At 63.6% G+C, this 13,353-nt stretch carries 11 protein-coding genes; 4 read left to right on the forward strand and 7 right to left on the reverse strand.

Annotation, left to right across the window (positions count from 1 at the left end; translation table 11 throughout):
- Window positions 1-170 precede the first annotated feature (170 nt).
- From AAG813_RS00110 to AAG813_RS00135, 6 genes are all read right to left on the reverse strand, one after another.
- Entirely contained in the window at window positions 171-1,253 is a 1,083-nt protein-coding gene (locus tag AAG813_RS00110) for a TRAP transporter substrate-binding protein (RefSeq protein ID WP_341910530.1), read from the reverse strand.
- A 180-nt stretch (window positions 1,254-1,433) separates the two neighbouring features.
- Window positions 1,434-2,513: a TRAP transporter substrate-binding protein gene (locus tag AAG813_RS00115; protein WP_341910532.1), complete on the reverse strand. Its 1,080-nt coding sequence runs from the start codon at window positions 2,511-2,513 to the stop codon at window positions 1,434-1,436.
- Window positions 2,514-2,712: 199 nt separating this feature from the next.
- The gene (gene folE2 / locus AAG813_RS00120) at window positions 2,713-3,531 is read right to left on the reverse strand and encodes a GTP cyclohydrolase FolE2 (protein WP_341910534.1); all 819 of its coding nucleotides are present in this window, start codon (window positions 3,529-3,531) and stop codon (window positions 2,713-2,715) included.
- Window positions 3,528-5,423, reverse strand: coding sequence for a 1-deoxy-D-xylulose-5-phosphate synthase (gene dxs / locus AAG813_RS00125; protein ID WP_341910536.1), 1,896 nt, complete (start codon window positions 5,421-5,423; stop codon window positions 3,528-3,530). The genes folE2 and dxs overlap by 4 nt, the downstream gene beginning before the upstream one ends.
- A gap of 67 nt (window positions 5,424-5,490) precedes the next feature.
- Window positions 5,491-6,402: a polyprenyl synthetase family protein gene (locus AAG813_RS00130; RefSeq protein WP_341910538.1), complete on the reverse strand. Its 912-nt coding sequence runs from the start codon at window positions 6,400-6,402 to the stop codon at window positions 5,491-5,493.
- 5 nt (window positions 6,403-6,407) lie between these two features.
- Window positions 6,408-6,647: an exodeoxyribonuclease VII small subunit gene (locus tag AAG813_RS00135; protein WP_096668483.1), complete on the reverse strand. Its 240-nt coding sequence runs from the start codon at window positions 6,645-6,647 to the stop codon at window positions 6,408-6,410.
- 240 nt (window positions 6,648-6,887) lie between these two features.
- On the opposite strand from AAG813_RS00135, the gene AAG813_RS00140 reads away from it, so the two are divergent.
- The 4 genes from AAG813_RS00140 (at window position 6,888) to AAG813_RS00155 (ending at window position 12,734) form a co-directional block, all read left to right on the forward strand.
- Window positions 6,888-8,006: an aromatic ring-hydroxylating dioxygenase subunit alpha gene (locus AAG813_RS00140; RefSeq protein WP_341910542.1), complete on the forward strand. Its 1,119-nt coding sequence runs from the start codon at window positions 6,888-6,890 to the stop codon at window positions 8,004-8,006.
- A 101-nt stretch (window positions 8,007-8,107) separates the two neighbouring features.
- Window positions 8,108-9,151, forward strand: coding sequence for an EamA/RhaT family transporter (locus tag AAG813_RS00145; protein WP_341910544.1), 1,044 nt, complete (start codon window positions 8,108-8,110; stop codon window positions 9,149-9,151).
- A gap of 37 nt (window positions 9,152-9,188) precedes the next feature.
- Window positions 9,189-10,106 (forward strand): sulfurtransferase, encoded by a 918-nt coding sequence (locus AAG813_RS00150; RefSeq protein WP_341910546.1) that lies wholly within the window; start codon window positions 9,189-9,191, stop codon window positions 10,104-10,106.
- A gap of 51 nt (window positions 10,107-10,157) precedes the next feature.
- Window positions 10,158-12,734 (forward strand): PAS domain S-box protein, encoded by a 2,577-nt coding sequence (locus AAG813_RS00155; protein WP_341910547.1) that lies wholly within the window; start codon window positions 10,158-10,160, stop codon window positions 12,732-12,734.
- 56 nt (window positions 12,735-12,790) lie between these two features.
- On the opposite strand, the gene AAG813_RS00160 is transcribed toward AAG813_RS00155, so the two are convergent.
- Complete coding sequence (locus AAG813_RS00160; protein ID WP_341910549.1) at window positions 12,791-13,273, reverse strand: hemerythrin domain-containing protein; 483 nt, start codon at window positions 13,271-13,273, stop codon at window positions 12,791-12,793.
- Window positions 13,274-13,353: the final 80 nt, after the last annotated feature.

Consider the following 13,353-nt stretch of genomic DNA (forward strand, 5'->3'; position numbering starts at 1 on the left):
ACCGGCTTTGCACCGCCTTCCAGGCGTTGATGCGGAGCCGTGCTGCGCCTGACGGAGCAGCAGCTGCCCTCGGGCAGGCACCGAACGCCGGCGGGCAAACGGGGCGGCCTCAGGCAGGCAAAAAAAAAGCCCCGCAGAGCGGGGCTTTAGCCAGAAAACCGTGAGACGGTTTACAGCTTCTGGGATTGCATGAAGTTGTCGAAGCGCGCTTCGGTGAAGCGGAACCACAGGTTCTGGTCGCGACGGAAGTTGGCGTAGTCGTCGTAGACTTTTTTCCAGGCGGGATTCCGGGCGCTGATCTCGGCATACAGGGCCATGGACTCCTTGAAGGCCAGATCCAGCACATCCTTGGGGAAAGGCAGGACCTTGGTCTTGCTGCCCACCAGCTGTTTCAGCGCGGTCGGGTTCTTGGCGTCGTACTTGGCCTGCATCTCGACGTGGGCGTAGGCGGCAGCCGCTTCAACAATCGCCTTGTTCTCTGCAGACAGGCCGTCATAGGCCTTGTTATTGATGAACACGTCGAGCTGGGGACCACCCTCCCACCAGCCGGGGTAGTAATAGAACGGAGCGACCTTGTTGAAGCCCAGCTTCTGGTCGTCGTAAGGACCGACCCATTCGGCTGCATCGATCGTGCCTTTTTCCAGCGCCTGGTAAATTTCGCCACCAGGAATGTTCTGCGGCACCGAGCCCATGCGCTCAAGAATCTTGCCACCGAAGCCGCCAATGCGCATCTTCAGGCCCTTCATGTCCTTGACCGACTTGATCTCCTTGCGGTACCAGCCGCCCATCTGGCAACCCGTGTTGCCGGCCGGGAAGTTCACGATGTTGTACTTGGCATAGAACTCGCGCATCAGCTTCATGCCGTTGCCCTCGTACATCCAGGCCGTCATCTGGCGGCTGTTCAGGCCGAAGGGAATGGCGCAACCGAGCGCAAAGGTCTCGTCCTTGCCGAAAAAGTAATACGGCGCGGTATGCGCAACTTCGACGGTGCCGTTCTGCACGCCATCAACCACGCCGAACGCAGGCATCAACTCGCCCGCAGCATGGGTCGAGATGGTGAATTTGCCACCGCTCATTTCGCTGACCTTTTTGGCAAAGGTCTCGGCACCGCCAAAAATGGTGTCCAGCGATTTCGGGAAGCTCGATGCCAGGCGCCAGCGGATGGTGGCACCCTGGGCCTGAACGGCTGGTGCAACACCAGCAGCCAGGACACCGGCAATACCGGCATTTTTGATGAGAGAACGACGATCCATGAGCAAACTCCTCAGTTATAGATAGATTAAAAGGATTACTGACACCCCGCGAGTCTAGGAGTCGATCCATCTATAACTATTGGGAGTTACCCCCTCAGGGCTTCACCTGATGGAGAAACGCAACAGGGCGCCACCCCCCCGCCTGGGGGAGTGACGCCCTGTCTGGCCGGTAGGGGCTGCTTACAGTTTCTGCGACTGCATGAAGCTGTCGAAACGCGCTTCGGTGAAGCGGAACCACAGATTCTGGTCGCGCCGGAAGCTGGAGAAATCATCGTAGATTTTTTTCCAGGCCGGATTCTTGGCGCTGATTTCCGCATACAGGGCCATGGACTCCTTGTAGGCACGATCCATGATGTCCTTGGGGAAAGGCAGGACCTTGGTTTTCGAAGCCACCAGCTGCTTCAGGGCGGTCGGATTCTTGGCGTCGTACTTGGCCTGCAGTTCCGTGTGGGCGTAGGCGGAAGCCGCGGTCACAATCGCCTTGTTTTCCGGCGACAGGGCTTCGTAAGCCTTGGTGTTGATGAAGAACTCCAGCTGCGGACCACCTTCCCACCAGGCGGGGTAGTAGTAATAAGGCGCCACCTTGTTGAAACCCAGCTTCTGGTCGTCATAGGGCCCAATCCACTCGGCAGCGTCCAGCGTGCCTTTTTCGAGCGCCTGGTAGATCTCGCCGGCCGGAATGTTCTGTGGCACCACGCCCATGCGCTCGAGCACCTTGCCGGCAAAACCGCCGACGCGGAATTTCAGGCCCTTCATGTCGGCGACCGACTTGATCTCCTTGCGGTACCAGCCGCCCATCTGCGCGCCGGTGTTGCCGCCCGGGAAGTTCATGATGTTGTACTTGGCGTAGAACTCGCGTGTCAGCTTCAGGCCATTGCCCTCGTACATCCAGGCGGTCATCTGGCGGCTGTTCAGGCCAAAGGGAATCGAGCAGCTCAGCGTGAAAGCGTCGTCCTTGCCGAAGAAATAGTAGGCAGCGGTGTGGGCCATTTCGACCGTGCCGTTCTGCACACCATCGACCACGCCGAAAGCAGGCATCAACTCGCCGGCCGCATGCGTGGAAATGACAAATTTCCCGCCGCTCATTTCGTTGACCTTTTTGGCAAAGGTCTCTGCGCCGCCGAACACCGTGTCCAGCGACTTGGGGAAGCTCGAGGCGAGGCGCCAGCGGATGGCGGCCTGGGCGTGTACGGCCGGTGCAACACCAGCGGCAAGCACACCGGCGATACCGGCATGTTTGATGAGGGAACGACGATCCATTGAAGAGACTCCGGGAGTTGATAAAACGGTTGGTTCTTGTACAGCGCCACGCCATGCGGCCTTGACTGTAAGTATGCTTATTGTAGAAAGCGGGAAAGCCTGACCATCGGGGGTTATCCCGTCAAAACAGCTCTCACATCGCAGGTCTTCAGGCTACTGTCAGGAATGAAAATGGCAGGGTAACCGGTCGTGCAGGCGTTCAGTCGATGCCGCGCTCGATCACCGCATAGGCATCGTGGGCATGAATCGATTCGAAGTTGGTGACCGCTACCCGGTAGCCGGCAACGCGGTCGTCCGCATCGAGCGCCAGGGCCACGTCGCGGATCAGGTCCTCGACGAACTTGGGGTTGGCATAGGCCCGCTCGGTCACCCATTTTTCGTCGGGGCGCTTGAGCAGACCCCAGAGCTCGCAGGACGCGTTGTCCTCGGCAAAACGCACCAGCTCGCTCCAGTCCATCGCCCCGGTGAGCCGGGCGAGCAGCTTGATGTGCGAACGCTGGTTGTGCGCGCCGTCATCGCTGACCTCCTTGGAACAGGGACACAGCGACTTGACGGGCACCGTGGCCTGCATGCTGATGCGGGTCGCGCCGTCCTGGCGCCGGGCCAGCCAGGCGCCGTCGTACTCCATCAGGCTTTGCTGTCCGCTGACCGGTGCCGACTTCCGGATGAAAAACGGAAACGTGACTTCAATGTGGCCGCTGTCGGCTTCCAGCAAGCGGAGCATGCTCTCGATTTCGGAGCGCAGCGAGTCTGCGGTCAGCGCCTCGCCGCGCAGCGTCAACGCATCCAGCCAGGCGATCAGGCGCGACATGTGGGCGCCCTTCTGGTCGGCACGCAGGCCCACATCGAGTGTCCAGGTGCCTACCGTCGGCTGTACCTTGCCCGCCACCACCACGTTCAGCGGATAACGCAGCGAGGTGATGCCGACACGCTGGATGGGCAGGCGGCGCAGGTCGGCCCGGCCCTGCACATCGGGCATGGCCGAAGGGCCTGCCCCGCTTTTCAGGGACGCCGTCATGCCACGGATTTGAGCGTGCGTTTGGCCGGCTGGGCCGGTGCGGGCAGGACGCCAAAACGCGCGACGATGGCTTGCTCGATGCCTGCCGCGTCCAGCCCCTGCAGGGCCAGCAGCCGGGCGGGATCGCCATGCTCGGTGAATTCATCGCGCAGGCCCAGGTGCAGCAAGGGCTTGACGACGCCCGCAGCAGCCAGGGCTTCCGCCACCGCACTGCCGGCGCCACCCATGATCGAACCTTCTTCCACCGTGACCAGGGCCTCGTGGCTGGCCGCCACCTGCAGCAGCAATTCAGTGTCCAGTGGCTTGGCCCAGCGCATGTTGACCACCGTGGCGCCGAGTTTTTCGGCCGCTTCGAGGGCCGGATGCAACAAGGTGCCAAAGGCCAGAATCGCCACCCCCGCGCCCTGGCGGCGCAGCTCGCCCTTGCCAAAGGGCAAGGCGTCCAGGTGGGCCTGCGTCGCCACACCGGCACCGGCGCCGCGCGGATAACGCACGGCCACCGGATGGTTCTGTTCATACGCGCTGCTCAGCAGCATGCGGCACTCGTTCTCGTCGGCCGGGCAAGCCACACTCATGTTGGGGATGCAGCGCAGGTAGGCGATGTCGTAGGCGCCCGCATGGGTGGCGCCGTCAGCTCCCACCAGCCCGGCGCGGTCGAGTGCAAACACCACCGGCAGGTTCTGCAGCGCCACATCGTGGATCAGCTGGTCATAACCGCGCTGCAAAAAGGTGGAATAAATTGCCACCACCGGCTTGAGGCCTTCGCAGGCCATGCCCGCGGCAAACGTGACCGCGTGCTGCTCGGCAATGCCGACGTCGTAATAACGGTCGGGGAAACGCTGGTGGAACTCCACCATGCCCGAGCCTTCGCGCATGGCCGGCGTGATACCGACCAGCCGGCTGTCCTTTTCGGCCATGTCGCACAGCCAGTGGCCGAACACCTGGGTGAAAGTCTGTTTCGCCGGCGCGGTGGACTTCTGCAGCCCCATGGCCGGATCGAACTTGCCGGGGCCGTGGTAGGCCACCGGGTCGGCCTCGGCCAACTTGTAGCCCTGGCCTTTTTTGGTCACCACATGGAGGAACTGCGGGCCTTGCAGGTGCTTGATGTTTTCCAGCGTCGGGATCAGCGAGTCGAGGTCGTGGCCATCGATGGGGCCGATGTAGTTGAAGCCGAAATTCTCGAACAGCGTGGCCGGCACCACCATGCCCTTGGCATGGGTCTCGAGACGCTTGGCCAGCTCGAACAGCGGCGGCGCAACCTTGAGCACCTGCTTGCCGACACTTTTGGCCGAGGCATAAAACTGCCCGCTCATGAGCTGCGCCAGGTAGCGGTTGAGGGCGCCGACCGGCGGGCTGATGCTCATGTCGTTGTCGTTGAGGATCACCAGCAGATTGCAGTCGCAGACACCGGCATTGTTGAGCGCCTCGAAGGCCATGCCCGCGCTCATGGCGCCGTCGCCGATGATGGCCACCGCATGGCGGTCTTCACCCTTTTGTTTGGCCGCCATCGCCATGCCCAAAGCGGCAGAGATCGAGGTCGATGAATGCGCGGTGCCAAAGGTGTCGTATTCGCTTTCATCGCGCCGCGGAAAGCCGCTGAGGCCGCCGAACTGGCGCAGACTGGCCATGCGGTCGCGCCGGCCGGTCAGGATCTTGTGCGGGTAGGTCTGGTGGCCCACGTCCCAGACCAGCCGGTCCTCGGGCGTGTTGAACACATAGTGCAGCGCCACCGTGAGTTCGACCGTGCCCAGGTTGGAGCTCAGGTGTCCGCCGGTCTGCGACACGCTGTGCAGAACATAGGCGCGCAACTCGTCGGCCAGCGTCCTGAGCTGGGGACGTGGCAGCAGGCGCAGGTCTGCGGGGCTGTTGATGGTTTCTAGCAGTGGGTACATCGTGGTGTCTTGTTTCTGATGTCTCGTTTCCTGGAGATGCCGGTCGCTTCTTTTTTCAAGTCTGTGCTCAAGTCGTTCGGTTGACCAGCATGTCGGCCAGCGCGCTGAGTGCGGCGGTGTGCCCGAGTTCGCTGGCCTTCAGGCTGTGGTGCGCCTGGGAGAGCAGCTCCTGCGCGTAATTGCGCGAGGCCGGCAACCCCATCAGCGACACAAAGGTGGGCTTGTCCTGGGCGGCATCCTTGCCCGCGGTCTTGCCCAGCGTGGCCGAATCGGCCGTGACGTCCAGGATGTCGTCGACCACCTGGAAAGCCAGGCCCACGGCGGCACCGTAATCGCTCAGCGCATTTTGCGCCACGGCGGTGGCGGCACCGCAGGCGGCGCCCATCATCACGCTGGCCTGCAGCAGGGCACCGGTCTTGAGCCGGTGCATGTCATGCAGCTCAGCCGAGGTCAGCGCCTTGCCGACACTGGCCAGGTCGATGGCCTGCCCGCCTGCCATGCCCTGGTAGCCGGCCGCCTGGGCCAGCATGCGGCACAGGGTCGCCTGCGTGGCGGGCTCGATGGAGCCGTCTTCCGGCGTCAGCAGTTCAAAGGCCAGCGCCTGCAGCGCATCGCCGGCCAGCAGGGCCTGTGCCTGGCCGAATTTGACATGCACCGTCGGCTTGCCGCGCCGCAGGATGTCGTTGTCCATGCAGGGCATGTCGTCGTGCACCAGCGAATAGGCGTGAATCAGCTCCACCGCGCAGGCCACACGCAGCGCCGCATCGGGACTGCCGTCCACCGCCTCGCAGGCCGCCATGACGAGCAGGGGACGCAGCCGTTTGCCGCCATCGAGCACCGCGTAACGCATGGCGTCACCCAGGCCGGCCGGCGCGGGCCTCGGTTCGGGCGGGGCTACCCAGCGGCTCAGGGCTTGTTCAACGGCGGCGAGTTGGCGGGTGCTCCAGGCGCCCAGCGCAAAAGGTGTCTGTTCAGTCAATGGGCTTACTCTTGGTTCCAGGGCTTGATTTCGTTGCCTTCCAGCACCTTGATCTGGTTTTCCACGGCCTCGAGTTTGCTGCGGCAGAACTTGAGCAGTTCAGCACCACGCTGGTAGCCGGTCAGCAACTGGTCCAGCGGCAACTGGCCGGACTCGAGGCGGGCCACCAGGGTTTCGAGTTCTTCCAGCGCAGCTTCGTAACTGGCGGGTGTGGCGGGGACGGGGGAAGAGGAAGTTTTGGCCATGGGTATTTGGTTGGAGGACTGATTTTAGGCCGTTGTGCGCCATTTTCCGCCCTGCCGCCATTGTCCCTGTACCGGGCCGCCTGTTTATGGGGTGCAACGGACTTTCACGCCAGGTCTGCAGCGGCACAAAGCGGGACCCGCACGGTACAATCGAGCGGCTTCACGCCTTGACGCCCCGCCTGCCTGACAGGGTTGTCTGCCCCTTCATCCACCCCCGAAACTGCCTGTTTCGGAAATTGCATGTCTGATCTAAGCCTCCGTCTCCTGCAGGCCACCAGCCAGCTCCCCGTTTCCAGCTACTTTGACGCCGGCCTGTACCAGCGGGAGCAGCAAAAGCTGTTTGCCCGCGGCCCGCGTTACGTGGGGCACGAGCTCTCCGTGCCGAATCTGGGCGACTACTACGCCCTGCCCCAGGAACTCGGCGGGCGGGCCCTGGTGCGCAATGCCACCGGCGTGGAGCTGATCTCCAACGTCTGCCGGCACCGCCAGTCCACCATGCTGCAGGGCCGCGGCAATACCGGCAGCAACATCGTCTGCCCGCTGCACCGCTGGACCTACAACACCAACGGCGAGCTGATCGGGGCGCCGCATTTCGAGGTTGACCCCTGCCTGAATCTGAACCGCTACCAGACCAGCAGCTGGAACGGCCTGGTGTTTGAAGACAACGGCCGCGACATCGCCGCCGAGATGGCGCCGCTGGGCGCCATGCCCGACCTCGATTTTTCGGGTTACCAGCTCGACCGGATCACCCTGCACGAGTGCAACTACAACTGGAAGACCTTCATCGAGGTCTACCTCGAGGACTACCACGTCGGCCCTTACCACCCTGGACTGGGCGCCTTCGTGACCACCGACGACCTGCGCTGGGAGCTGACGCCGCATTACTCGGTGCAAACCGTCGGTGTGTCCGACAAGCTAGGCAAGCCGGGCACCGACGTCTACAAGAAATGGCACGACGTGGTGCTGCAGTACCGCAAGGGCGTGCCGCCCAAGTACGGCGCGATCTGGCTGACCTACTACCCCAATGTGATGGTCGAGTGGTACCCGCACGCCCTGGTGGTCAGCACCCTGCACCCGCAGGGACCGGACAAGACGCTGAACGTGGTGGAGTTTTTCTACCCCGAGGAAATCTGCGCCTTCGAGCGCGAGTTCATGGATGCGCAGCAGGCCGCCTACATGGAGACCTGTGTCGAAGACGACGAGATTGCACTGAGCATGGACGCCGGCCGCAAGGCCCTGATGCAGCGCGGCGACAACGAGTTCGGACCCTACCAGAGCCCGATGGAAGACGGCATGCAGCACTTTCACGAGTGGTACCGCCGCGAGATGGGCGCCAGCAAGACCACGCAGATGCTCTGACGCGGCCTCCTGGCTGCCGTCATTGCTATTAATTCGATAGCTACCGTCGCAGGAACCGCCTGGGTTAAACCCACTTTTCACTTCTAACAACGAGTTCCGCCATGCAAGCCCTCTGGATGTTGGCCGCCGCCTTCTTCTTTGCCACCATGGCGGTCTGCGTCAAGTTCGCCTCGGTGTATTTCAACAGCGCGGAACTGGTGTTCTACCGCGGCCTGCTCGGCATGTTTTTCATGTGGGCGCTGGCCCGCACCCGTGGCGTGACGCTGGCCACCCGGTATCCCGGCATGCACATGTGGCGCAGCCTGGTCGGCGTGATCTCGCTGGGCGCCTGGTTTTACGCCATCGCCCACCTGCCCCTGGCCACCGCCATGACGCTGAACTACATGAGCAGCGTCTGGATCGCCACCTTTCTGGTCGGCGGCGCGCTGCTGATGGGGCTGCTGCCGGCGCGCGGCGGCCGCGCGGTACGTGAAGCAACAAGCGTAGGAATTCCTTCTGCACCAGCCGGGGCCGCGGAACCGGCTTTGCCGGGCCGCAGGCGCAGCGCCCCCCCGAGGGGCAGCGCAGTACGCGAAGCGACAAGCGTGGGGGCTGGTTTCAGCCAGGGACCGCTGGTGTTGACCGTCATCACCGGCTTCATCGGGGTGGTGATGATGCTGCGACCGACGATAGAGCAAAACCAGGCCTTCGCCGGTTTGATCGGCCTGATGTCCGGTTTGCTGTCCGCCTTTGCCTACATGCAGGTCATGGCGCTGGCACGGGTGGGTGAGCCCGAAACCCGCACGGTGTTTTATTTCGCGGTCGGTTCGGCCGTCGCCGGCGGCCTGGGCATGCTGGTGGCCGGCGTCTCCGAGTGGCACTGGAAGCCGGCGCTGTGGCTGATCCCCCTGGGCGTGCTGGCCTCGCTGGGCCAGCTGTGCATGACGCGGGCCTACAGCATGGCGAAAACCCGCAGTGCCACGCTGGTGGTGGCAAACTTGCAATACTCCGGCATTGTGTTTGGCGCGATCTACAGCCTGGCGCTGTTCGGCGACCAGATTCCCCTGCTGGGCTGGGCCGGCATGGCGCTCATTGTGGCCAGCGGCATCGCCGCCACCGTGCTGCGCGCCCGGGCCGCGCCGGGCGCGCCTGCCGAGGAACATTGAATCGATTTCACAGGCTTATTTTTCAACGGGAGCCGCCATGTACACCACCCTGATTTCTGCGGAACAGCTGCAGGCCCTGGCGCGCAGCGGCCAGCCCTACCGCGTGTTTGACTGCAGCTTCGACCTGATGCAGCCCCAAGCCGGCCGGCAGCTGTACCTGGAGGGCCACATTCCGGGGGCGGTGTATGCCCACCTCGACACCGACCTGAGCGCCAAACACGGCGTGCCCGGCGCTCACGGCGTGCTGACCGTGCACAGCGGCGCGGACCAGCCCGCTTCCGGCGGGCGCCACCCGCTGCCGAACCGCGAAAAATTTGCCACCTGGCTGTCCAGCGTGGGTTTCAGCAATGACATGCAGGCGGTGGTGTACGACCGCAACGGCGCCAACTACTGCGGCCGCCTGTGGTGGATGCTCAAGTGGGCCGGCCACGAAGCGGTGGCCGTGCTCGACGGCGGGCTGCAGGCCTGGCAGGCCGCAGGCGGCGCGGTCAACCGCGGCGAAGAGCCCTCGCATTTCCAGTCCATCTTTTTCCCCGGTCCGGAAAAGGCGCGGCTGGTGGACGGAAAAACGGTGGCCGACCACCTCGGCCAGCCCGGACAGACCCTGGTGGATGCCCGCGCTCCCGCACGTTTTCGCGGCGAGGTTGAACCCCTGGACCCGGTGGCCGGCCACATTCCCGGCGCGCTGAACCGCCCTTTCAGCGACAACCTCGGTCCCGACGGCAGGTTCAAGCCCGCCGACCAGCTGCGGGCCGAGTTTGAAACCCTGCTGGGCGGCCGTGATCCGGCCAGCGTGGTGCACCACTGTGGCAGTGGCGTCAGTGCCGTGCCCAACCTCCTGGCCATGGAAATTGCCGGTCTGGGCCGCACCGGCCTTTACGCCGGCAGCTGGAGCGACTGGTGCAGCGACCCCACGCATCCGGTGGCCAAAGGGGTGGAGGCCACCAGCAAATAATCGCCGGCATGCGATGGAGTGCTTTAGTATTCGTCAACCCTGCACCCCGCCATGCCAGACACCTCCTCTTCTCACGAACCCACCCGCCAGCTGGCTGCGGCGCTGATAGAACACCGCTATTCGCGCGGGCTGCGCGCCCTGTTGCTGATGCTGCTGGCCAGCCTGCCGCTGGTGCTGGGCCTGTCACTTGCCCAGGAAATCGGCGACGTGCAAATCGTCGTGATCAGCGTCGCGCTGGCGCTGACCGCGTTCGGCTACTGGCTGCTGCACCGAGGGCACTACCAATGGACCAGTTATCTGCTGGTCTATTCCCTGATCGGCCTGTCGGCGACGGGCATGGTGGCCTACGGGTCGGTCCGCAGTGCGCTGCTGCTGGGTTTTGTCGGCGCGGTGATTGCCGCCGGCATGATGCAGGGAAAAAAGTCCCTGATCGCGGCGGTCATGATGAGCGCCCTGGTGCTGGGCCTGCTGAGCTGGGCCGAACAGGCCGGCCTGCTGGGCAAGGCGAATTTCGCGGTGGACCTGCGGTTCTGGGTGGTCAATGTCCTGCTGCTCACCGGCATTGCCGGCAGCGTGTACACCAGCCGCCAGGTGGTGCTGCGGGCACTGCGCGAGCAGCATGCCGAACTGCGCCGGCGCGAGAAGGCCGAAGACGAGTTGCGCCTGAGCGAAGACCGCTTCAGCCGCATTTTTCGCAACAGCCCGGCGGCCATCATCGTGCAGGACGTCGACACCATGACGGTGCTCGATGTCAACCCGGCGTTCGAACGCCTCTACGGCTACACCCGCGACGAGTCACTGGGCGGCAACGATGCGATGTTGTGGGACAAACCCGAGGCCCGCAAGGATTTCCAGCGCCAGATGCGTGTGGCGACCCGGACCATCAATCTTCCGGTGGAGGGCCGCACCAAGGACGGCAGGCTCATCAACATCCTGCTGTCGTCCGAGGTCGAGGGCGTGAGCAAGGGCCGCATCGTGGTCTCCACCATCACCGATGCCACCGCCGAAACTCAGGCCAGGCTGGCGGCGCGCCAGTCGGCTGAACTGTTCTCCAAGGCGTTTGATTTCAGCCCGATCAGCATGACCATTTCGCGGATTTCCGACGGCACCTTCCTGGCCGCCAATGCCGCGGAAGACCGCTTTCACGGCTTTGCACCGGAAGATCTGTTGGGGCGCACCTCGGTCGAGATGGGGATTTGGCCCAGCGAAGCCGCACGCAGGCAATTTGTCCGGGATGTGCAGGCCGCCGGGCGGGTGCTGGTCCGCGAAATGCAGATCCCCCACAAAAACGGCAGCATGGTTGACTGCCGGGTTTGGTCCGCGATCATCAATATCGCCGGCGAGCCCTGCGTACTTAACTCGTCCATCAACATCAGTGAGCAAAAGCGCCGTGAGGCCCAGTTGATCGACGTCGCCAAGGCCCTGTCGAGCGGCACCGGCGAAGCCTTCTTCCGTTACGTGGTCCAGCATCTGGCCCTGGCCATTGGCGCGGATCTGGTGATCGTGGGTGAAACCATGGCCGACCAAAGCATCGCCTCACTGGCCATGGTTCAGGACGGCGAGCTGCAGCCCAATATCCGCTACCCCCTGGCCGGCACCCCCTGCGACAAGGTCCTCAGCCAGTCCGACCTGTGTGTCTACAACGAAGGCGTGCAAGAGCTGTTTCCGCATGACCGGATCCTGACGGAGGGCAACTTCCACGCCTACATCGGCGCGGCCCTGTGTGATGCCGACGGCACCCCCATCGGGGTCGTCAATGCCTTGTGGCGAAAGCCCCAGGCCCGCTCCACCGACCGGGATGCGTTGATGCAGATTTTTGCCAGCCGCATCACCGCCGAGCTGGTGCGGCTGCGGCGCGACCGTGAGATTTCGCGCTTCAACGAAACGCTGGAACAGCGTGTCACCGAGCGCACCGAGCAGCTCATGGCGACCAATGCCGAGCTGGAGTCTTTCGGTTACTCGGTCTCGCATGACCTGCAGTCCCCGCTGCGCAGCATCGAGGGATTCAGCGTGCTGCTGGCGCGCCGCCTCAAGGGCCGACTCAGCGACGAGGAGCAACGCCTGTTCGACCGGGTCCGCGTCAACGTCGTGCGCATGCACGAACTGATCAACGACCTGCTGGCGCTGGCCCGCGTCAGCAAGGGAAAACTGGTGCTGGAGGATGTGGACCTCAGCGTCATGGCGCAGCAGGTGGTCCTGCAGGAAAGGCAGCGCGATCCCAAGCGTCCGGTGCAGGTCACCATCCAGTCGGGCATCCATGGCCGCTGCGACAGCAAACTCGCCCGCATCATTCTGGAAAACCTGATCGGCAACGCCTGGAAATACTCGCGCCAGCAATCCCAGGCCACCATTGAGTTCGGCCTGATGCCGGCGCGGGAAGGCGGGCGCAAGATACTGTTCGTGCGTGACAACGGTGCCGGCTTCAACATGGACTATGCCGACAGCCTGTTCAAGCCCTTCCACCGGCTCCACCACGACACCGAGTTCGAAGGCAGCGGCATCGGACTGGCCACCGTGCACCGCATTCTGGAGCGGCACGGTGGCCTGATACGCGGCGAGTCATCCGAGGGGCAAGGCGCGTGTTTCTATTTCTCCTTTGACCCCCGGGTCAGCGCCGCCACGGCCTGAGCGCCGCGGGCTGGCCCTCGGACAGACCCCCGAGGCGGGGTCGTCCTGGCGCCTCTTCAGGCGGACACTTCTTCCTTCGCCAGCAGCTCTTCCTTGAGCGCCTTCAGGTCGGCAACCATGCCCTTGAGGTCCATGTCGCTCTTGCGGGCTTTGGGGAACATCTCCTCACGCTCTTCTTCCACGTGGTGGTCGATGTATTCGCCGAGCACGATTACCTTGGCGTCGAACAGTTCTTCGTCCGCATCCATGTCCGAAATCTGCGCAATCAGGTCCTTGGCGCTGGCATGCTCGACCTCGGCTTCGTTGAGCAGCGCGTCGTCATCAATGGCCTCGCGTGCCGCGGGGTAAAAGATCTGTTCTTCGATGTCCGCATGCACGGTCAGCTCCTTGCAGATCCTGTCGGCCAGCGCCTTGCGCTCGTCAGCGGGCGCCTTGGCTTCGCTGAGTTTCTTGAACTGGGTGAACAGCTTCTTGACGGCAATATGGTCGGCATCGAGCAGGTCGACGGCATCATTCATCTTGGGGGGTGCTTTGCTCATGGTGGGGCTTCCTGGTGATGGTTGGGTTGGTTGGTCGTTCACAGCACCGGTGGTGCTGCATGCATGGCGGAGGGCCAGAC

Origin of the sequence: Polaromonas sp. YR568 (assembly GCF_943371715.1) — a bacterium.
Lineage (GTDB): Bacteria > Pseudomonadota > Gammaproteobacteria > Burkholderiales > Burkholderiaceae_C > Polaromonas.